This window comes from Pantoea sp. B623 (genome assembly GCF_024814475.1).
GTDB lineage: Bacteria > Pseudomonadota > Gammaproteobacteria > Enterobacterales > Enterobacteriaceae > Pantoea > Pantoea ananatis.
Genome location: NZ_JANUXM010000004.1, coordinates 3,119,597 through 3,139,311 on the forward strand (window position 1 = coordinate 3,119,597; position 19,715 = coordinate 3,139,311).

Here is a 19,715-nt window from a genome sequence, read left to right on the forward strand (position 1 = left end):
GCCCGTGCCCTTCGGAGATTAAAACCGAAGAAGCTGCAGCATCAGTTGGGGCATCTGGTTGGCCTGAGCCAGCATCGCTACGCCGGCCTGCTGTAAAATCTGCGCCTGTGACAGCGCCGATACTTCTGTCGCGTAATCAACATCCTCTATCCGGCTCCGTGCGGCAGTGAGATTGGTTACCATGCTCCCCAGGTTGGCGATAGCGGACTGAAAGCGGTTCTGGTCTGCCCCCATCATGCTGCGTTGCGTGTCAACGAACTGAATCGCCCGGTCAATATCAGTCAGAGGCGAGTTCCCCGTCGCTGTCCCGTTCGCTCCGCCAGTCACTGCGCCTTTCAGAACGTCAAAACCCTCTGCGGCAACCGTACGTGCGGCCCCGTTAACGGTGTCACCTGATGTCATCTGCCGGACGTTGAGCGTGGTGCCGGTTGTTCCCGCTTTTAGCAGGTTGTACCGGTCACTCGAGTCAATATCGATGCTGATGGTTTCACCGTCTTCCGCACCGACCTGAAAGCGATACTCGGACGCACCCGATCCGGTATTCAGCACCTTAATGCCATTGAAATCCGTTTGCGCCGTAATGCGGTTAATTTCCTCCATTCGCTGGTTCACTTCGGTCTGAATCGAGTCGATATCCGCAGCGGAGTTGCTTCCATTTTGTGCCTGTACCGTCAGGTCGCGTATACGTTGCAGGTTGTTATTTATTTCATCGAGCGCGCCCTCAGCGGTTTGTGACAGCGAAATACCCTCACCGGCGTTTCGGGTGGCAACCGTCATTCCGTTGATCCTTGAGGTCAGACGGTTAGCTATCGCCATCCCGGCAGCATCATCTTTAGCGCTGTTAATGCGGAGTCCGGAAGAGAGGCGTTCAATGGCCGTCGACATCGCGTTTTGCGAAAGGAAAAGGTCATTCTGAACGATCAATGACAGGATATTGGTATTGATAACCGACATGACAGGCTCCTGGGTTGATAACGTTACGCTTTACTTCACTGCGCCTTAATGCCGCGATCCCTTGAACGGGGGCGGGCAGGCAGCAGAGCCAGGCTAAAAGATCATAACGTTAATCATTATCACCCCGGTTATCAGACCGGCACAGTCAGTCAGCCCGGCGGTGTGTTGCAAAGCGTGTCGCGCTAACAGGGAACGGGGCCACCAGCAGGCTAAGCCCGTTTTTAAACGGCACAGATAACCGTATTGCTGGCGGATAAGGCAAGGTTTTAGAGGGGGGATTTGACTTAACGAGGCGCAGGATGTGGCGATGTGCTGGCGAGCCGCTCATCTTGTGCCGGAGAAGACGAATGCGTCTGACGCAGGCTGATCATCAATGATGTCCTTTGACACAGATTTTAAAAAATCTTAAAACTCCCCGTTCCCGCGCAGCCATAAAAAAAAAGCCTCCCCCAGCCGGGAGAGGCGATGCGTACCCACTCTCTTGTTAAGTCGAGGCAGGCGACGGTCAGCCGTTGAACGTATCCGGGTCAGGACCCAGGCGATTACCGCTGTCCAGCTTCGCAATCTCGCTCATTTCTGTCTTATCCAGACGGAAATCAAACACCTTGAAATTTTCTTCAATGCGCGCAGGCGTGACGGATTTAGGGATCACCACCAAGCCGCTGTCCAGGTGCCAGCGGATGACGATTTGCGCCGGGGTTTTACCGTATTTTTTCGCCAGCGATTTGATGATGTCCTGATCGAATACGCCTTCACCGCCCTGGGCCAGCGGACTCCAGGATTCAGTCTGAATCTGGTGCATGGCGTTCCAGGCATGGAGCGTGCGCTGTTGCAGCATGGGATGCAGCTCGATCTGGTTGATGACCGGAGTCACGCCCGTCTCTTCCAGCAGCCGCTTCAGGTGCGGCTGATTAAAGTTGCACACGCCGATGCTCTTCACTAGGCCCTGCTGCTGCAGTGCGATCATGTGTTTCCAGGCTTCAACGTAGTGATCATTCTCTGGACACGGCCAGTGCATCAGATAGAGGTCAACCTGATCCAGCTTGAGTTTTTCCAGGCTGGTTTCCAGCGCCTGCTGAACGTTTTGCTGGTCGCTGTTCCACAGCTTGGTCGTGACAAAGATATCGTCACGCGCGACCTCCGTTTCCTGTAGCGCCTGACCTATGGCTTCTTCATTTTTATACGCGGCGGCGGTATCAATTGAGCGATAGCCGACCTCCAGCGCTTTCAGCACGGCATGACGCGCATCTTCGACGCTGGCTTGCCACACGCCAAGTCCCAGTTGCGGCATCATGTTACCATCGTGCAGTTTGATAATGGGTTGGTCTGCCATAACATGCTCCTTACATTTGCAGTAAACCAGTGAATCCTCGCTGTGCTTAAGTCTAGCTAACAATTTTCAGGCTGCCTGTGAACCGCACAGGATAACCCTGCCTGATCCTGTAAACTTCTTGCCTGATTCTCCATTTTGCTGGCGAATTAACCAGGCGCGCGGCAAACTGCTGTTTTATTTTCTGGAGTGATTATGCCTCACGACGCATTGTGCCAACGTCTGGCTCAGCAGGTGGTCACGCTGATGACACATGGCCGTCACCAGCGCTGTCCGGTAGAAAACGTTTCTCTGATCTACGCCGATCAGTATCGTCCGCGCACGCCCATCATGTATCAGCCGGGCATCGTCATTCTGTTTCAGGGCGGTAAAACCGGCTATCTCGGCAGTACGGTTTTTCAGTACGACGCCACAAAATATTTAATGCTGACCGTGCCCTTGCCGGTCGAATGCGAAACCTGGGCCTCACCGGAGCAGCCGTTGGCCGGAATGTGTTTACGCGTGGACACGGCCAGTCTGCAGGATCTGCTGATGGATATAGGTGACGACGAAGGGTTTCAGCCACAGCCGCTCACCTCCGGTATTCACTCCGGCTGGTTAACCGAGCCCATGTTGTGTGCCGCAGAACGCCTGCTGGATGTGATGACGCAGCCGCGCGATGCGCGCGTGCTGGGGCCGCATATTGTGCGGGAGATTATTTATTACGTGCTGACCGGGCCGATAGGCGGCGCGCTGCTCTCGCTGGTGAGTCGGCAGACGCAGTTCAGCCAGATCGCCCGCGCGCTGCGCCGCATTGAGAATCACTATGCCGATAACCTCAGCGTGGATGCGCTGGCGGCGGAAGTGAACATGAGCGTGTCGGCGTTTCACCATAACTTTAAGGCCGTCACGCAGACGTCGCCGTTACAGTACCTTAAACGTTATCGTCTGCATCAGGCGCGGTTGCTGATGTTGCACGATGGCCTGAAAGCCAGCGTGGCGGCCGTGCGGGTTGGCTATGAAAGTCCGTCGCAATTTTCGCGTGAGTTTAAACGCTATTTTGGCGTGACGCCGGGAGAGGAAGTGAATCGGGTGCGCCAGACGGTGGCCGAACCGCCCGCCTGACGCTACCCGCTGTCAGGCGTGTTTCTGGCGACGTTTTTTCCAGATCACGATGACGCTGCCGACCAGGCCGACCACCAGTAGCACCATCGGCAGTATCATCAGGATCGCCATGACCTGATCTTCATGACGTTTGATAAAGGGCACCTGGCTGATACCGTAACCCAGCGTGACCACGATGCCGACCCAGAGCAGGCCGCTGAGCCAGTTAAACAGCTGGAAACGGGCATTAGACAGTCCGGAAATGCCCGCCATGGTAGGCAACAGGGTACGAATAAACGCCAGGAAGCGGCCAACCAGAAGCGCCATCAGACCATGGCGGTTGAACATATTCCAGGCGCGTTGATGATATTGCGCCGGCAGCTGCATCAGCCAGCTCTTCACCAGCTTCGTGTTGCCCAGCCAGCGCCCCTGCAGATAACTCAGCCAGCAGCCCAGACTGGCGGCGACCGTGAGTATCACCAGCGTCGGGAAAAAGTCCATCACGCCTTTAGCCACCATGGCACCGGCCAGTAGCAAGAGGCTGTCGCCAGGCAAAAAAGAGGCAGGTAACAAACCATTTTCCAGGAATAGCGTCATAAACATTACGCTGTAAACGATCCAGACCACTTCTGGATTGGCCAGCGCGGCAAAGTCCTGATGCCAAAGCGCGTGCACAATCTCGTGTAAAACACCCATTAGCTATCCCATTACGTCAAAATGAAACTCAATTGTTCTGTTCAGACCTGGCTGACCTCTTACTTCCCACCACAGCATTGCGCGGTGAAGGGGTAAAATGTTGCGGTTCTTCTGCTGACTGAACACTTTTTTATAGATCGAATGTTAACAGCTAACCAGCCATGACCGGGTGTAATATCACGACGGTCGGCGCCTGGTTTATATCATGTTTACTATTTTAGCGCGTCAGGCGATCAAAGCCTGCCTCAAGATCGACCAGCAGGTCATCGACATGCTCAAGACCAATGTGGAGCCGTATCAGCGTCCCCTCAAAGTCAACGCCACCGGCCGGGCGAATGGCCGCTAACTCTTCGGGCTGGTTGGCTAAAATCAGTGACTCATATCCACCCCAGGAATAAGCCATGCTGAAGTGATGAAAATGGTCGAGATAATTCGCCAGCTGTTCACGGCTCAGTTTTTGCTGCAGCACGAATGAAAATAAACCGCTGCTGCCGGTGAAGTCACGCTGCCAGAATGCATGCCCGCGGCACGAGGGCAGCGCCGGATGGTTAACCCGCGCCACTTCAGGGCGGGCAGAAAGCCACTCTGCTACCTGCAGCGCACTCTCTTCATGCTGGCGCAGGCGCACGCCCAGCGTACGTAAGCCACGGCTTGCCATGTAAGCCGTATCGGCATCCACCATCTGGCCCATCAGGTAGCTGTTTTCGCGCAGTTGATCCCAGCAGCGGGCGTTGGCGACAGCGGTGCCAATCATGGCGTCACTGTGGCCGATCAGGTATTTCGTTCCAGCCTGTATAGAAATATCCACGCCCAGGGCCAGCGGGCTGAACAGCACGCCTGCCGCCCAGGTGTTGTCGATCATAATGATGGCGTCTGGCGCTTTAGCGCGTATCGCCGCAACGATAGCCGGCACGTCCTGCACTTCCATGGTGATGGAGGCAGGAGATTCCAGGAAAACCACGCGGGTATTAGGCTGAACCAGCGCGGCGATGTCGTGGCCAATACAGTGATCAAACCAGGTGGTCGAGACCTGGAGCTTGCTGAGTATTTTTGTGCAGAAGTCCTGAGTCGGTTCGTAAACGGCGCCGCTCATTAAAATGTGGTCGCCCGCTTCGACAAACGCGAGGATGGCATTGGAGACGGCTGCTGCGCCGCAAGGATAGAGAACACAGCCCGCGCCGCCCTCCAGCTCCGTCATGGCATCCTGCAAGGCGAAATGCGTCAGGGTGCCGCGACGGCCGTAAAACAGTTCGCCTTTCGCGCGCCCTGCGGTGGCCCGTTTTTTCTCTGCAACGCTATCGAAAACCAGTGAAGAGGCTCGCTGAATGACCGCATTCACCGAGCCTTGGGTATAACGCTTGTTGCGTCCAGCGCTGACGAGGGTGGTATCAATTTTTTTCGTGGTCATAACTCTCTACTTTGCCGCTTGCAACTCAGCCTTCACGTTACCACGAATTTTGTAGCGACGTTGAGGGGCAAAACAGATTATTGACGCAGCAGCAGGGAGATTTCCCGGGCCGCCTCCTGCAGCAGCGGCAAATGGTGCTGGCGCAGCGTATCGGCAGAAACCTGCCCGGCATGCACGCCCACGTTGAGCGCGGCCACTATTCGGCCCCCCGGCGCGCTGAGCGGCACGGCGAGAGATCGCAGCCCGATTTCCAGTTCCTGATCGTTAATGGCGTAGCCCTGCTGCCTGACGCGCGCCAGTTCTTCACGCAGCGCGCTGCTGCTTACCAGCGTATGACTGGTATAACGCAGCTGAGTCAAGCGCGCCAGGTAATCGTTAAGCGGTTCACTGGCCAGGCCGCTTAACAGCACTCTTCCCATGGAGGTGGTGCTGGCAGGCAGGCGGCTGCCGATGTGCAGGTCAATCGTCATAATGCGCGATGCCGACGCACGGGCGATGTAGAGAATGTCGTCCCCGTCCAGTACCGCCATCGAACAGGACTCGTTCAGCGTCTGGCTGAGCTGACGCAAAACCGGCTGCGAGGCGCTGGCAAGCGGCGTTGCGCCTAACCAGTTGTGGCCGAGAGAGAGCACGCGCGGACGCAGTTCAAAGTTTTTGCCATCCTCCGCATACACAAACCCCAGCTTGCTCAGCGTATACAGACAGCGCCGCACGGCCGCACGGGGAATGCCCGTACGCTGACTGATTTGCGACACGGACATCAGGCGGCGCTGTGGCGTAAACGCCTGTAGCACTTCCAGTCCCCGCGCCAGGGAGGCCATAAAATTGGGATCGCCTTTCCAGGGATCGCTGTTACCGCGCAGTCGTTGTTGTTCATCCGTCATGGTTTTCTCCTGTCAGTGGCTTGATGCGCGCACGCCTGTGTGCGCGATCACAATGTCCTGTTTTATCCCGTCAGTGACCGATAATCGCACACTATTTCGATTATCGGTATTGTTTGCTGTCACAGAGCGATCTACTTTTTGGCTATTCACGACAAGCCGGCCTGTGCCGGGCGAAAGGAAGAGCAGATGATCGATAAAAGTGTGGCAACGCTGGCAGAGGCCGTTGCGGTGATACCGGACGGGGCCAGCATCATGATTGGCGGATTTGGACCCGCAGGCCAGCCCCTGGAGCTGATTGATGCGCTGATTGACCATGGCGTGCGTGGGCTGACGGTGATCAGCAACAACGCGGGCAACGGCGAAAGTGGCCTGGCCGCGCTGCTGAAGGCCGGCTGTGTTGAGAAGATGATTTGCTCTTTTCCCCGCCAGGTCGATTCCTGGGTGTTCGACGAACGCTATCGCCGGGGAGAAATTGCACTGGAGCTGGTGCCGCAGGGCAACCTTGCCGCCAGAATGCAGGCGGCAGGGAGCGGGCTGGGGGGGATTTTCACGCCAACCGCCTTTGGTACACCGCTGGCGGAGGGCAAAGAAACCCGTGAAATCGACGGTCGTCATTACGTATTTGAAAAGCCGCTCAAGGCTGATTTTGCCCTGATCAAAGCGCATCGGGGCGACCGCTGGGGCAACCTTGTTTACCGCAAAGCGGCACGAAATTTTGGTCCGGTGATGGCGATGGCCGCTACGACCACGATTGCGCAGGTGGCAGAACTGGTGCCGCTCGGCCAGCTCGATCCTGAAAACGTCGTCACGCCGGGCATTTTTGTGCAGCGGCTGGTGGCCGTGGCTAATCCCGCAACCCTGACCCTTTCCGCCTGAGGAGTAGGCTATGCAAAAACTCACCCGAGACCAACTGGCACAGCGCGTGGCGCGCGATATTCCTGAGGGCGCCTACGTCAATCTGGGCATCGGCCTGCCCACCCGCATTGCCAACTATCTGCCTGCAGATAAAGAGATTTTCCTGCACAGCGAGAATGGGCTCCTCGGCATGGGGCCCGCTCCCGTCGCCGGAGAGGAGGATCCGGAGCTGATCAACGCCGGGAAAGAGCAGGTAACGCTGCTGCCCGGCGGCTGTTTTTTCCACCACGGCGACTCGTTTGCCATGATGCGCGGCGGGCATCTGGATATCTGCGTAATGGGGGCCTATCAGGTGTCTGTCGGCGGCGATCTGGCTAACTGGAGCACCGGGGCGCAAGACGCGATTCCTGCCGTAGGCGGGGCGATGGATCTCGCCATCGGCGCGCGCAAAGTCTATGTGATGATGGATTACCTGACCAAAAAAGGGGAGTGCAAGCTGGTCAAACAGTGCAGCTATCCGCTTACCGGTCTGGGCTGCGTCAGTCGTCTCTATACCGATATGGCCGTGATCGATATTACCCCACAGGGCCCGCTGGTGGTGGAGTGCTGCCCCGGGCTGAGTTTTGATGCGCTGCAGGCGTTAACGCCGGTGCGTTTATTGCAACCTGAACTGGCTACCGCCTGAGGAGAAGCTGATGCAACAGGCGTTTATCTGCGATGCACTCCGTACGCCCTTTGGCCGTTACGCGGGCGCGCTTGCCAGCCTGCGTGCTGACGATCTGGCTGCTTTACCCTTAGCGGCGCTGTTAGCCCGCCAGCCGGCTTCGGTGGCGCAGGCTATTGACGATGTGATTTACGGCTGCGCAAATCAGGCGGGAGAAGACAACCGTAACGTGGCGCGCATGGCGCTGTTACTGGCCGGGCTGCCGTCCAGCGTGCCGGGCACCACGCTCAACCGTTTGTGCGGCTCGGGGCTGGATGCCATCGGCACGGCGGCCCGGGCGATCAAATGCGGTGAGGCCGAAATAATGATAGCGGGCGGCGTGGAGAGCATGTCGCGCGCGCCCTTTGTGACCGGCAAAGCAGACAGTGCGTTTAGCCGTTCCCTGAAAATGGAAGACACGACGATGGGATGGCGCTTCATCAACCCGCAGATGCGCGCCCGCTTTGGTGTCGAAACCATGCCGGAAACGGCAGAAAACGTAGCGCGTGATTTCGCTATCAGCCGCGCCGATCAGGATGCTTTTGCCCTACGTAGTCAGTTGCGTACCGCCCGGGCGCAGGAAATGGGGCTGTTTAGTGACGAACTGATGGCGGTGAGCATCCCGCAGCGCAAAGGCGAAGCCCTGAACGTCACCTGTGACGAGCATCCGCGCAGCACCTCGCTGGCGGCGCTGGCGGGCTTAAAAGGCGTGGTCAGCCCGGACGGCAGCGTGACGGCGGGTAACGCATCGGGCATTAACGATGGAGCCTGCGCCTTGCTGCTGGCGAGCGAGAACGCGGCGGCAGAACATGGACTCACGCCGCTGGTGCGGGTGGTGGCGATGGCGGCCTGTGGCGTGGAGCCGCGCATTATGGGCTATGGTCCGGTGCCTGCCGTGCGTAAAGTGCTGGCTCAAAGTGGCCTGACGCTGGCGCAAATGGACGTGATCGAATTAAATGAGGCTTTCGCTGCCCAAGCGCTGGCGGTGACGCGCGCACTGGGACTGGCCGATGATGCTGCCTATGTGAATCCCAACGGCGGCGCGATTGCGCTGGGACATCCGCTGGGCGCGTCAGGCGGCAGGCTGGCCATGACCGCAGCGTATCAGCTGCGGCGCACGGGCGGCCGTTACGCGCTGTGCACCATGTGCGTGGGCGTGGGGCAAGGCATCGCACTCATTCTGGAACGGGTATAACCAATGTCTCTTTACCGCGCCATGTTTATGGCCTCTCCCCTTGACGACTGCTTTAGCGATACGGCGTTGTTACAGGGAATGCTGGATTTCGAAGCCGGGCTGGCACAGGCGCTGGCCACGGCAGGCGTGATCGATCACGCCGCCGCTCACTGTATTCAGGCCTGTTGCCAGGCGCAGGCGATCGATACGGCGGCGCTGACGCAGGCGGCGGGCCTGGCGGGCAACCTGGCGATTCCGCTGGTTAAACAGCTCACTGCCGTGGTTGCGGCGGCGTCGCCCGAGGCCGCGCGCTATGTGCACTGGGGCGCAACCAGTCAGGATGCGATCGACAGCGGACTGATGCTGCAACTGCGCACCGCGCTTAACGACACGGCTTCGCTGCTGGATCGGCTGATTGCCGCCCTGACGATTCAGTGCGAGCGGCACAGCACGACGCTGATGGTCGGCCGGACCTGGCTGCAGCACGCGCTGCCGGTGACGTTAGGCCTGAAGCTGGCGGGCACGCTGGATGCGCTGGTGCGTTTTCGTGCGCGACTGAAGGCCATGCGGCCGCGGGTGCTGGTGCTGCAGTTTGGCGGGGCGGCGGGCACGCTGGCGTCCCTGGGGGAAAAGGGCGAACGCGTCGAGCAGGCGTTGTCTGATGTGCTGGCGCTGCCGCGAAGCGCTACGCCCTGGCATGCGCAGCGCGACAGAATCACCGAACTGGCGGGCTGGTATGCCGGTCTTACCGGTACGCTGGGCAAGCTGGCCCGGGACATGTCGCTTCTGATGCAGAGCGAAGTCGGCGAAGTCAGTGAACCCCTGGCGCCGGGGCGCGGGGGATCTTCTACCATGCCGCACAAACGGAACCCGGTGCTCTGCGCGGCGATTCTCAGCGCGGCCAACCGGGTGCCGGCCCTGATGTCAGGTCTGTATGCCGGTCAGGTTCAGGAGCACGAGCGTGCGCTGGGCGGCTGGCAGGCCGAGTGGCAGAGCCTGCCGCAGCTGATTATGCTCAGCGGCGCGGCGCTGGTGCACAGCACAGAACTGATCGACGGACTGGAAGTCCATGAAGAAGCCATGCAACGCAATCTCGGCCTGACACAGGGGCTCATCATGGCGGAAGCGGTCACGCTGGCGCTGGCAGACGCGCTGGGACGGCAGCAGGCCCATCATCATATTGAACAGTGCTGCCGTCGGGCGCTGGCGACGCAGCAGCGTTTGCTGACCGTCCTGTGCGCGGATGAAACCGTTGCCTCGCACCTGAGTCGGCCCGAACTGGAGAGGCTGCTCGATCCGGCGAACGCCACGGGCAGCGCGTCACGCTTTATTCACCAGGTTTTAGCGGCTGCGAGGGCCACATGATGTTGCATTACGTACTTGAGGGGCCAGACGATGCCCCGGTGATTTTATTCAGTAACTCCTTAGGCACAACGTCCGAGATGTGGCAGCCGCAGCGTGATGCGCTGATAGGGACGTATCGCCTTTTGCGTTACGACGTTCCCGGCCACGGTGCTTCGGCACCGAACGGACAAACCCGCTCGCTGGAACAGCTGGGGATAGCGGTCCTGTCGCTGCTGGACCAACTGGGCATCGACAGGGTGCACTTCTGCGGCATTTCAATGGGCGGGCTGACCGGACTCTGGCTGGCGCGTTTTCATCCGCAACGCCTGATCACGCTCACGATCGCCAACAGCGCGGCAAAGATCGGCGAGTCGGCCGCCTGGCGAGAGCGGGCCGCGCAGGCTCGTCAGTACGGCATGGCTGCCATTGCAGAGGGCGCGGCGGCACGCTGGTTTACCCCGGCCTTCTGTGAACGTGCGCCTGCGACGGTAAACCATCTGGTATCCCAGCTCAGCGCCTGTGACGCCGACAGCTACGCTGACTGTTGTGAAGCCCTGGCGACAGCCGATTTGCGCCACGAACTGGCGGCGATTTCGTTACCCGTGCTGGTGATTGCCGGGCGTGACGACAGGGTTACGACCCTGGCCGATGCAGACAGCATGGTTGAACAGATCCCGGGTGCGCAGCGTGTCGTGCTGCCCGCCTCGCACTTGTCCAGCGTCGAGGTCTGGCTGGCGTTTAACCGCGCGCTGCAGCCTTTTATTGACGCACAGCTGACCCAGCAGCAGCGCTACCAGCAGGGCATGACCGTACGCCGGGCGGTGCTCGGCGACGCCCACGTTGAGCGGACGCTCGAAAACCTGTCGCCGCTGAATGATGAGTTTCAGAACTTTATCAGCCGCTACGCCTGGGGCGAGATTTGGACCCGGCCCGGCCTGACTCGCCACACGCGCAGCCTGATCACCATCGGCATGCTGATTGCGCTCAACCGCGAAGCGGAGCTGAAAATGCACCTGCGGGCCGCGTTCAATAACGGCGTCAGCCGGGATGAAATCAAAGAGTTGCTGATGCATGCTGCGCTCTACTGCGGCCTGCCAGCATCCAACGCCGCGTTCCATCTGGCGCAGAGCGTTTTCGATGAGCAGGACAGCGCCCAGTAAACTGCGCTGTCAGACAGGCACGTCCAGCACCCGTTGCCGCAAGGCCGCCACCAGCTGCAGCTGCTCGGGTGGTGGCGCGTGCTGCTGGCGGGTCAGGATGCCGACCGCCTCAGCCATCCCCTGGCTGGGAAGCGGCAACGTGCGTAGCTGGTTGCTGGTCAGGTCGTCGCGCACCGCGCCGTAGGGCACCAGCCAGACGTAGCCGTGGCTCAGCGTCAGACGGCGGGCCAGCGTGGTTGACAGGGTTTCCACTGCGCCATCCGGTAATCTCAGGCCATGGCTGGTCATCAGCGATTCGGCATTCTGGCGCGGCACCGTGCCGCGTGGAGACAGGATCAGCGGCCAGCTCAGGGCTTCAGCCAGCGTTACGCCAGCATGCAGCAGAGGATGATGTGGGGCCACAACCAGACGCAGGGTTTCCAGATACAGCAGCTCGAAGTTCAGGCCATCCATCAATACGGGTTCAGCCATGCGCCCAATCCCCAGCGCCATCTGCCCTGATTTTATCCCCATCAGCAACGCATCATTCGCCAGCGTGCTGACCTGAATGCGCCAGCCCGGATAGTGCTGCTGCAGGCCGGCTAATACCGGCGCCACCACGCTGACAATGGCGGTAGGCAGTGCGCCAATATGCATCGGTCCGGGCTGCGGCGCACTGCCGGGACGCATCACCTGGTCCACAATATTCAGCGCATCAAGAATACGGATGGCATCGTGCAGGAATCGCGTGCCGCTGGCGGTGAGTTCCGTCCCCTGGCGGCTGCGCAGCAACAGCGGCTCACCGGCAAGGTATTCGAGTTCGTTGAGGGTCTTGGACAGGGCGGGCTGGGTAATCCCCAGATGGAGCGCGGCGCGCCCCAGCGTCCCCTGCTGTGCAGTGGCCACAAAAGCGTGAAGATGGCGCACGCGCACGCGCTGACTAAACCGGGAAACCCTATCCATGACTCATGTTATGAATTTGCCGCCGAAGCGGCAAGGACATTGTCGTGGGCATATTAAGGTTCAGACATCGAAGAACACGGTTTCGTTTTCACCCTGCAGCCAGATATCGAACCGGTAGACTGTCTCGTCGCCGCGCTGTTCACGCCGCGCCAGCAAGGTGCGACGTCGCTTCTCCCATTCGATCACATTTAGCACAGGATCGGCGTCATTTGCCGCCTGCTCATCGGCGAAGTAGAGCCGGGTGTTCAGTCCGATGTTAATGCCGCGCGCCACAATCCACAGGTTAAGATGCGGCGCCATGGGGCGACCGTCGCGCCCGGTCACGCTACCGGGTTTGATCGTTTTGATACGCCAGATCCCGCTGTCGAAGTCGGAGCAGGTCCGTCCCCAGCCACGAAACGCCGGGTCCAGCGGCTTATCGTGCTGCCGATCGGCGGGATGGTTGTAACGCCCTTCGGCATTCGCCTGCCACACTTCAATCAGCACGTCGCGCAACGGCGTACCGGAACCGTCGTAAACGCAGCCTTCTACCACAATGCGCTCGCCGCGCGTTTCCGGCTGGGTCAGCACCTCACTGAAGTTGTTTTCAAAAATGTCGAAGCCCGCCGCATGGGGCGCCAGACCAATGTGCACATAAGGTCCGGCGGTTTGTGACGCCGTTTCGGCAAGATAGCGTTTCATGATGCCGCCCCCTGAGTGCGGTTTTCGAACCAGGTTGCGCGGTGCCCGCGCAGGACCAGGTCAAAGCGGTAGGCCAGGCAGTCCAGTGGCACGGCAGAGTGGGTATCCAGCTCGGCAATCAGCGTGCGCACGGCCGCTTCGCTGCCGACTGACTGAACAATGGGACAGCGGCCGATCAGCGGATCGCCCTCGAAATACATCTGGGTAATCAGGCGCTGGGCAAAGGCTTCGCCAGAGAGTGAGAAATGAATATGCGCCGGACGCCAGTCACTCACCTGATTCCGCCACGGGTAAGGACCGGGCTTAATGGTGCGGAAGCAGTAGTAGCCGTTATCGTCGGTCAGCATGCGACCGCACCCGCCAAAGTTTGGATCGATGGGCGCAAGATACTGATCTTTTTTGTGACGATAGCGCCCCCCGGCATTGGCCTGCCATACCTCAACCAGCGCGTTGCGCACCGGCTGACCAAATGCATCCCGCACGTAGCCATGCACAATAATCCGTTCGCCGATGGGTAAACCCTCTTTGGCGTAATTGAGGATAAGGTCACTGTCTCGTGGTCCGAGCTCCTGCTGGGTGAACACCGGTGCCGTGATTTCGGATAGCGAATTCTGCAAAGAAATCAGCGCGTTGCGTGGCGAGCGCAGCAGACTTGTTTTATACAAAGGCGCAAGCGCCGGTGGGTGATCACGATAGTCACGATGAACCAGTTCGCGGGCGGGCCAGTCATTTTTCATCCAGGCATCCTTATTATTTTCGGTACAGAGCGGGAAGTGTAGGAAGCGCAACTTGTAAAAGAAAAGTGAAAAATCGTCGGCTTTGTCATAACCAAAAATCATGACCAGTTACACATTGACGAAATGTTCCAACTGGTTCATAACAATTGCCAATCTCCGTTAGCAGAATGCCTCGCTGCTGACCGGCTGCTTTAAGGTCACCCCGTGACCGTTTATCAGGAGGCAACAATGAAACGTTCTGTCGCAACGGTCTCGGTATCGGGCACGCTGCCGGAAAAACTGCGAGCAATTGCCGCCGCAGGCTTCGATGGCGTTGAAATTTTCGATAACGATCTGGTCTATTATCCCGGCTCACCCGTGGAAATCCGCCAGCTGTGTGAAGCCCTCGGGCTGGAAATCTTGCTGTTTCAACCTTTTCGCGACTTCGAAGGCGGCCCCCGTGACAGGCTGGCGCAAAACCTGGCGCGCGCGGCGCGCAAGTTTGAGGTCATGCAACAGCTGGGCTGTCAGCGGATGCTGGTCTGCAGCAATGTCTCACCCGACTGCAGTGACGACTTCGCCACACAGGTCAGTGATCTCACCGCTCTGGCAGAGCTGGCGGCTGAGCACGGTATTACTCTCGGTTATGAGGCGCTGGCCTGGGGACGACACGTCAGCCTGTGGCGCGACGCCTGGGCCCGCGTCAAGGCCGTCAACCATCCCGCGCTGGGGATCGTGCTCGACAGTTTTCATATTCTGTCGCGCGGCGACAGCCTGGACGGGCTGGAAGCGGTCCCGACGGAGAAAATTGTGTTCGTACAGCTGGCGGATGCACCGCTGCTAAAAATGGATGTGCTGTCGTGGAGTCGCCACTTCCGCTGTTTTCCCGGCCAGGGCGAATTCAATCTGACTCAGTTTATGACGCAACTGTCGGCGCATGGCTACCGGGATGCCTGGTCGCTGGAAATTTTCAACGATGGATTCCGCGCCTCGCCGGTGGTGCCTACCGCGCAGGATGGTTACCGATCGCTGCTGTGGCTGGAGGAGCAAACCCGTGACTGGCTGGTCGGACAGCCGCTGCTGCCGAGCGCGCTGGCCTCCCTGGCCGGGGAAGGGCTGTTCCACTCTGCGCCCCAGCCGCCGCTGTTGTCGCTGGAGTTCATTGAGTTTGCCGTCAGCCACAATGATGCTTTTGCACTCGGACAGTGGCTGACGCAGCTTGGCCTGGTTCATGCGGGCGATCATCGCTCCAAGCAGGTGTCGCTGTATCGTAACGGCAAGGTGCATGTGATTCTGAATGCGCAGCCGGAGAGCCAGGCCAGCGGGTATTATCATCAGCACGGTATTTCGCTGTGTGCGGTGGCCTGGCGGGTTCGCGGGGTCGATAAGCTGATCACGCGCGCGCAGGATTACGGTTACGCCATCTGGCAGGGGGAAACCGGCCCCAACGAACGCCAGATCCCGGCGTTATGTGCGCCTGACGGCAGCCTGATTTATCTGGTGGAAGATGAGCCTGCCGGTCAAGACGGCTACCACAGCGACTTCCACTTAACGCACCGCGCCGCGCCCCAGCCTGCGATGCAGACCATCGACCATCTGGCGATTGCCCTGCCGGATGATACGCGCGATAACTGGATTATGTTCCTGCGTAGCGTGCCGGGTTTTGTGCAGGATACCGAGTGGGAACTGCCCGATCCGCTGGGGCTGGTGCGTAGCCGCGTGCTGCGAAGCCCCAACGATGCGATTCGCCTGCCGCTAAACATGTCGGTCAGTCGGGAAACCCAGATAGCCCGCGCTTTAACGACCTATCAGGGCGCAGGTTTGCAGCACGTCGCCTTTGGCTGTGACGATCTGTTCAGTGCGGTAAAGGCCGCGCGCGAACGTGGGCTGAAAACCTTGCACATTCCCGATAACTATTATCAGGACCTGATGGCGCGTTTCGATCTTGACGCCGATTTTCTGGCGCAGCTCCAGCGTTACGATGTGCTGTACGATCGGGACGAACAGGGCGGGGAGCTGCTGCACGTCTATACGCTTCCCTATGAAAAGGGCCGCTTCTTCTTTGAGCTGCTGGAACGACGTGGCGGCTATCGTGGCTTTGGCGCGGCCAATGCTCCCGTGCGGCTGACCGCCATGCGGTAAGACGTTGATGGGCCAGTTTCGCTGGCCCGCTATCCTGCTCAGACCGCTTCTCTGCCTGTTCTCGCCCGCTCAAATCCGCCCGATCCCGCTCACAATCCTTTGCCGATAACGGAACCCATGCTGCCAAAAAAATTGTCTTTTTTAACAATCTGTTAACGCAGATTTGGCGTTTAATTCGCGCATAATCGTGCGATAAACGCACAAAATTTCGATTATCGCCGTTTAACGCATTACAGCGCCTGCATATAGTAACCCCACATTACGTATTTCACCGGAGAGTCACCGTGGCGGAAAGCAAAGCAATTGATGTTCGGGCGTTAATCGACAGCCGCCCGCTGGGGATGTGGCAAAAAATGGTGGTGCTGTTTGGCTTCTGCATCATCGCCCTCGATGGGTTTGATATTGCCATCATGGGGTTCATTGCACCTGAACTGAAAGCGGACTGGGGCATCACCAATCGCGAACTGGGGCTGATCATCAGCGCTGCCCTGGTGGGGCTGGCGCTGGGCGCAATGCTCTCCGGCCCGCTGTCAGACAGGCTGGGTCGCAAAGTCGTGATTATTAACAGCGTGTTCTTTTTTGGCGCCTGGACGCTGATAACCGCCTTTTCGCAAAATATGGAACAGATGATCCTGTTCCGTTTTCTGACCGGTCTGGGATTAGGCGCGGCGATGCCCAACGTGGGCACGCTGGTGGCCGAGTTTGCTCCTGCCAGACGACGGGCATTCCTTATCACCGTGGTGTTTTGTGGCTTCACGTTTGGCGCAGCGCTGGGTGGCTTTGCCGCCTCCTGGCTGATGCCGCACTTCGGCTGGCATTCTGTCCTGATGCTGGGCGGGATCCTGCCAATGCTGTTCGTGCCGTTACTGCTCTGGGCGCTGCCGGAATCGGTGTGCTTTTTAGTGGTAAGGCGTGCCGCCAGCAAAAAAATTCACCGTATTCTGGCTAAGCTGGCACCGGATCTGGATCTGCAGCAGTGCAGCGTCGAACTGCCGCCGGTCAGCAAGGCCAGGGCGCAGCCGGTAAAAGTCGTACTTAACGACCAGTACCGGTTTGGCAGCCTGATGCTGTGGGGCGCCTATTTTACCGCACTGTTTTTATTCTATACCCTGGGCAGTTGGCTCCCCATGCTGATCAAGGATAACGGTTTTGACGTGGTGCAGGCCGCCATTATCACGGCTCTGTTCCAGGCGGGTGGAACCTGCGGTTCGCTGTTTTCGGGCTGGCTGATGGACAGGATTGAATCGCACCGGGCGCTGTCGATGATTTACGGCGCGGGCGCGCTGTTCACGGTGGGGATGGGATTTTCGCTGGCGCACCCGGTGCTGCTGGGCGGTTGCGCCATGATGATCGGCTTCTGCATCGGTGGCGCTAACACGGGAATGAATGCGCTTTCGGCCAGCTTTTATCCCACCGAGGCGCGTGCAACGGGCTCCAGCTGGATGCACGGCGTAGGGCGCATCGGGGCCATTCTCAGCGCGCTGGTGGGGGCAGAGATGCTGGCGCTGGGCTGGGGGTTCGCCACTATTTTCGCCGTGCTGGCCATCCCGGCCCTGTTAACGGTGGCGATGATAACGGCCAAGGGGCGCAGTCAGCAGCGCCAGGCGGGCGAAAGAAGCACGCCTTCCCGCTGGGGGATAAGCCCTGGCGATATCCGCTAATCACCCGCCACTGGGCCAGGCTTTGTGGACGTGTCGCCTGCTCAGGGCTGACAGCCCGGGGATGCCGCCAGCGGGTTCTGCGGCGGCGTGATCAACGGAGGAGCGGCGTTGTAGTGCGGAGTGGTACAGGGCGGTAACGATTGCGCCTGCGGCGACCTGAGCAAGGCATCCGGTGAAAACAGAGAGGGCTCTGCCGGGCTGACATGGATGGCTGAGTCTGATTCGGGAGCCGCACGGAACGGCGGGCGCACGTTGCGCCTTCTCGTTTTATCCGACTGATGACCGTAGTGAAAACGCTTTAGTCTGCCCGGCGGCGCCGCATTGCGTGAGGCGTGGATAAAACGAATCAGGGCCACGCTGCGCAACTGGCGACTGAAACACTTCACGATGCCGGATGAGGGTTTATCTGACTCATAACAGCGCCTGAAAAAGTGCAGGGTGATCAGCGTGTTGGTCGCCGCATAACAGGCACCAGAGCAGGATGAGATCATGTTTGAACCCGGCAGCAGCAGCGACACAAATAATAAGCAGCGGGATAGCCACAGCAGCATCGTCCGGTCTGGCGTCGTGATGGGGAGCGGTGACGAGCCGTCTGCAGAACGGGCGGGCGCAGTAAGCGGCCCTGTGGCGTCAGCGCGATGGCCGTCAGGACCAGGCAATATCGAAGCGTGCGCAGCGCGTGATGCGTGATCTTGCGCGCGTGCACGGTTAAAGCCTATACGGCGATCCCGTAATAAGCGCTGCTGTCGTTTCCGACGTAAAAGTGACGTTAGGCTGGTTATGATTGTGTTGCTCATAGGCTGTTTATCGTTATGTTTGCGCACCCACCGTTCGCAGAGGCTAACCGCTGCGCCCGAAAGCGATTTTTCACATACTCGCTTCTCTGACAATCAAAATGCCGATTTATGCTGACTCTCGTGTAATTAATTGGCCCGATAATAAAATACGCTGCCTTGGGCGCTCAGGGTCTTGTAGCTGACGCAGGATAAGCTCAGCCGCCTGGCGGCCGGTTTCTTCACTGGCGGAGGAAACATAGGTAAAAGAGGGCGAGGTGAGGTTCACGTGCAGCATGTCCTCAAAGCCCATCAGAGCGACCTGTTGGGTCAGAAACACGTCTTTACCCACGGTGCGACCGGTGTGATGAATACCTGACATCGCCCCGATTATCGCATCCGGAGAGTGACAGAGCAGCGCGGTAATGGTGTTGTTTTGCTCCAGTAACTGACGCGTGGCAAAGGCGGCTGAGTGGGTATCGTCACGGCAGGATGGCGTAAATCCTTCCCTTACGGCCAGCCCGTGTTGAGTCAGGGCGCTGCGAAACCCCAGTAAGCGCTGCTGACGGATCAGGTCCCCTTCAATTCCCCCAATATAGGCAATATTGCGGTGACCGCGTTCAATCAGATAGCGGGTCGCCAGGTGGGCGGCCTGGTGGTTGTCACGCATGACCAGATTACACTTCTCCGCCAGCAGCGACTGGGACACCACCACCAGGGGTAAAGGGCAGTGGAGAAGCTGCGACGGCAGGCTGGCATTTCGTCTGTCTGACGCCAGGCAGACAACGCCAGCGACGCCCTGCTGTTTAAAGGAGAGCAGGCAGCGCGTCAGCGATTCGCCGTCGTCAGTGGGCTGCCCCAAAAACACCATATAGCCCTGCTTTTCCAGCTGCTGCACAAGGCTTGCCATGACCTTCACGGAGAAACTGTCGCTGAAATCACGCAGAATCAGACCGATAAGGTTAGAGGTGCTGGCGCGCAGGTTGGCGGCTGCCACATTCTGAACGTAGTCGAGCGCATCAATGGCGGCGTGAACTTTCCTGATGGTGGCATCGGATATTTTTCCTTTTTGACGCAGCACCAGCGAGACGGTCGAAACCGACACGCCGGCGTGTTTAGCCACATCAGTAATGCTGACTCTCTTCAAACCTGCTCCCTGAAATTCATCTGCTCAGCCTGCTATCGCCTTGCCCGCCATTGTCAGAAAGC

General features: G+C 59.1%; 19 protein-coding genes and 1 pseudogene. 10 read left to right on the forward strand and 10 right to left on the reverse strand.

What is annotated here, in order from left to right; genetic code table 11:
• Positions 1-18 precede the first annotated feature (18 nt).
• Together NXS97_RS16395 and dkgA are read right to left on the reverse strand one after the other, a co-directional pair.
• Positions 19-954: a flagellin gene (locus NXS97_RS16395; RefSeq protein WP_014594627.1), complete on the reverse strand. Its 936-nt coding sequence runs from the start codon at positions 952-954 to the stop codon at positions 19-21.
• 505 nt (positions 955-1,459) lie between these two features.
• Positions 1,460-2,287, reverse strand: coding sequence for a 2,5-didehydrogluconate reductase DkgA (gene dkgA / locus NXS97_RS16400; protein WP_014594626.1), 828 nt, complete (start codon positions 2,285-2,287; stop codon positions 1,460-1,462).
• 192 nt (positions 2,288-2,479) lie between these two features.
• On the opposite strand from dkgA, the gene NXS97_RS16405 reads away from it, so the two are divergent.
• Entirely contained in the window at positions 2,480-3,388 is a 909-nt protein-coding gene (locus NXS97_RS16405; protein WP_014605038.1) for an AraC family transcriptional regulator, read from the forward strand.
• Positions 3,389-3,400: 12 nt separating this feature from the next.
• On the opposite strand, the gene NXS97_RS16410 is transcribed toward NXS97_RS16405, so the two are convergent.
• The 3 genes from NXS97_RS16410 to NXS97_RS16420 all read right to left on the reverse strand — a co-directional run bounded on the left by NXS97_RS16410 (position 3,401) and on the right by NXS97_RS16420 (position 6,355).
• Positions 3,401-4,063 (reverse strand): DedA family protein, encoded by a 663-nt coding sequence (locus tag NXS97_RS16410; protein WP_013027223.1) that lies wholly within the window; start codon positions 4,061-4,063, stop codon positions 3,401-3,403.
• Positions 4,064-4,280: 217 nt separating this feature from the next.
• Entirely contained in the window at positions 4,281-5,471 is a 1,191-nt protein-coding gene (gene metC / locus NXS97_RS16415) for a cystathionine beta-lyase (protein WP_105082410.1), read from the reverse strand.
• A gap of 77 nt (positions 5,472-5,548) precedes the next feature.
• A complete protein-coding gene (locus NXS97_RS16420) occupies positions 5,549-6,355 on the reverse strand; it encodes an IclR family transcriptional regulator C-terminal domain-containing protein (protein ID WP_013027221.1) in 807 nt (268 codons plus the stop codon).
• A 186-nt stretch (positions 6,356-6,541) separates the two neighbouring features.
• On the opposite strand from NXS97_RS16420, the gene NXS97_RS16425 reads away from it, so the two are divergent.
• The 6 genes and pseudogenes from NXS97_RS16425 to pcaC all read left to right on the forward strand — a co-directional run bounded on the left by NXS97_RS16425 (position 6,542) and on the right by pcaC (position 11,591).
• A complete protein-coding gene (locus tag NXS97_RS16425; RefSeq protein ID WP_112900442.1) occupies positions 6,542-7,231 on the forward strand; it encodes a 3-oxoacid CoA-transferase subunit A in 690 nt (229 codons plus the stop codon).
• 10 nt (positions 7,232-7,241) lie between these two features.
• Positions 7,242-7,895 (forward strand): 3-oxoacid CoA-transferase subunit B, encoded by a 654-nt coding sequence (locus NXS97_RS16430; RefSeq protein ID WP_013027219.1) that lies wholly within the window; start codon positions 7,242-7,244, stop codon positions 7,893-7,895.
• Between the two features lie 10 nt (positions 7,896-7,905).
• The gene (gene pcaF, locus NXS97_RS16435) at positions 7,906-9,108 is read left to right on the forward strand and encodes a 3-oxoadipyl-CoA thiolase (RefSeq protein ID WP_116220049.1); all 1,203 of its coding nucleotides are present in this window, start codon (positions 7,906-7,908) and stop codon (positions 9,106-9,108) included.
• A 3-nt stretch (positions 9,109-9,111) separates the two neighbouring features.
• Entirely contained in the window at positions 9,112-10,452 is a 1,341-nt protein-coding gene (locus NXS97_RS16440; RefSeq protein ID WP_112900440.1) for a 3-carboxy-cis,cis-muconate cycloisomerase, read from the forward strand.
• Positions 10,449-11,204: pseudogene (gene pcaD, locus NXS97_RS16445) on the forward strand (3-oxoadipate enol-lactonase); the annotation flags it as partial. The gene NXS97_RS16440 and the pseudogene pcaD, both read left to right, overlap by 4 nt.
• A complete protein-coding gene (gene pcaC, locus NXS97_RS16450; RefSeq protein ID WP_210497953.1) occupies positions 11,205-11,591 on the forward strand; it encodes a 4-carboxymuconolactone decarboxylase in 387 nt (128 codons plus the stop codon).
• Positions 11,592-11,600: 9 nt separating this feature from the next.
• On the opposite strand, the gene NXS97_RS16455 is transcribed toward pcaC, so the two are convergent.
• The 3 genes from NXS97_RS16455 to pcaH are packed head-to-tail and all read right to left on the reverse strand — an operon-like array spanning position 11,601 to position 13,951.
• Positions 11,601-12,533 (reverse strand): LysR substrate-binding domain-containing protein, encoded by a 933-nt coding sequence (locus NXS97_RS16455; protein ID WP_013027215.1) that lies wholly within the window; start codon positions 12,531-12,533, stop codon positions 11,601-11,603.
• A gap of 60 nt (positions 12,534-12,593) precedes the next feature.
• A complete protein-coding gene (pcaG, locus tag NXS97_RS16460) occupies positions 12,594-13,214 on the reverse strand; it encodes a protocatechuate 3,4-dioxygenase subunit alpha (protein WP_112900438.1) in 621 nt (206 codons plus the stop codon).
• Positions 13,211-13,951, reverse strand: a complete 741-nt coding sequence (gene pcaH, locus NXS97_RS16465; RefSeq protein WP_024471045.1) for a protocatechuate 3,4-dioxygenase subunit beta — start codon at positions 13,949-13,951, stop codon at positions 13,211-13,213. The genes pcaG and pcaH overlap by 4 nt, the downstream gene beginning before the upstream one ends.
• 228 nt (positions 13,952-14,179) lie before the next feature.
• Here pcaH and NXS97_RS16470 point away from each other — a divergent pair, with 228 nt between their 5' ends.
• Both NXS97_RS16470 and NXS97_RS16475 read left to right on the forward strand, forming a co-directional pair.
• Complete coding sequence (locus tag NXS97_RS16470; RefSeq protein WP_019104837.1) at positions 14,180-16,072, forward strand: bifunctional sugar phosphate isomerase/epimerase/4-hydroxyphenylpyruvate dioxygenase family protein; 1,893 nt, start codon at positions 14,180-14,182, stop codon at positions 16,070-16,072.
• A 284-nt stretch (positions 16,073-16,356) separates the two neighbouring features.
• Positions 16,357-17,733, forward strand: a complete 1,377-nt coding sequence (locus NXS97_RS16475) for an aromatic acid/H+ symport family MFS transporter (protein ID WP_019104836.1) — start codon at positions 16,357-16,359, stop codon at positions 17,731-17,733.
• 41 nt (positions 17,734-17,774) lie between these two features.
• Here NXS97_RS16475 and NXS97_RS16480 read toward each other — a convergent pair whose 3' ends face one another.
• Positions 17,775-18,224: a hypothetical protein gene (locus NXS97_RS16480; RefSeq protein WP_246872259.1), complete on the reverse strand. Its 450-nt coding sequence runs from the start codon at positions 18,222-18,224 to the stop codon at positions 17,775-17,777.
• On the opposite strand from NXS97_RS16480, the gene NXS97_RS16485 reads away from it, so the two are divergent.
• Positions 18,223-18,423: a hypothetical protein gene (locus NXS97_RS16485; RefSeq protein ID WP_246871001.1), complete on the forward strand. Its 201-nt coding sequence runs from the start codon at positions 18,223-18,225 to the stop codon at positions 18,421-18,423. The two genes, NXS97_RS16480 and NXS97_RS16485, sit on opposite strands and share 2 nt — an antisense overlap.
• 213 nt (positions 18,424-18,636) lie before the next feature.
• Here NXS97_RS16485 and malI read toward each other — a convergent pair whose 3' ends face one another.
• Entirely contained in the window at positions 18,637-19,653 is a 1,017-nt protein-coding gene (malI, locus tag NXS97_RS16490) for a Mal regulon transcriptional regulator MalI (RefSeq protein ID WP_013027209.1), read from the reverse strand.
• Positions 19,654-19,715 lie beyond the last annotated feature (62 nt).

Coding starts and splice junctions, on each gene's coding strand:
- NXS97_RS16395 (WP_014594627.1), bottom strand. CDS start 954: ATGTCGGTTATCAATACCAATATCCTGTCATTGATCGTTCAGAATGAC.
- dkgA (WP_014594626.1), bottom strand. CDS start 2,287: ATGGCAGACCAACCCATTATCAAACTGCACGATGGTAACATGATGCCG.
- NXS97_RS16405 (WP_014605038.1), top strand. CDS start 2,480: ATGCCTCACGACGCATTGTGCCAACGTCTGGCTCAGCAGGTGGTCACG.
- NXS97_RS16410 (WP_013027223.1), bottom strand. CDS start 4,063: ATGGGTGTTTTACACGAGATTGTGCACGCGCTTTGGCATCAGGACTTT.
- metC (WP_105082410.1), bottom strand. CDS start 5,471: ATGACCACGAAAAAAATTGATACCACCCTCGTCAGCGCTGGACGCAAC.
- NXS97_RS16420 (WP_013027221.1), bottom strand. CDS start 6,355: ATGACGGATGAACAACAACGACTGCGCGGTAACAGCGATCCCTGGAAA.
- NXS97_RS16425 (WP_112900442.1), top strand. CDS start 6,542: ATGATCGATAAAAGTGTGGCAACGCTGGCAGAGGCCGTTGCGGTGATA.
- NXS97_RS16430 (WP_013027219.1), top strand. CDS start 7,242: ATGCAAAAACTCACCCGAGACCAACTGGCACAGCGCGTGGCGCGCGAT.
- pcaF (WP_116220049.1), top strand. CDS start 7,906: ATGCAACAGGCGTTTATCTGCGATGCACTCCGTACGCCCTTTGGCCGT.
- NXS97_RS16440 (WP_112900440.1), top strand. CDS start 9,112: ATGTCTCTTTACCGCGCCATGTTTATGGCCTCTCCCCTTGACGACTGC.
- NXS97_RS16455 (WP_013027215.1), bottom strand. CDS start 12,533: ATGGATAGGGTTTCCCGGTTTAGTCAGCGCGTGCGCGTGCGCCATCTT.
- pcaG (WP_112900438.1), bottom strand. CDS start 13,214: ATGAAACGCTATCTTGCCGAAACGGCGTCACAAACCGCCGGACCTTAT.
- pcaH (WP_024471045.1), bottom strand. CDS start 13,951: ATGAAAAATGACTGGCCCGCCCGCGAACTGGTTCATCGTGACTATCGT.
- NXS97_RS16470 (WP_019104837.1), top strand. CDS start 14,180: ATGAAACGTTCTGTCGCAACGGTCTCGGTATCGGGCACGCTGCCGGAA.
- NXS97_RS16485 (WP_246871001.1), top strand. CDS start 18,223: ATGTTTGAACCCGGCAGCAGCAGCGACACAAATAATAAGCAGCGGGAT.
- NXS97_RS16480 (WP_246872259.1), bottom strand. CDS start 18,224: ATGATCTCATCCTGCTCTGGTGCCTGTTATGCGGCGACCAACACGCTG.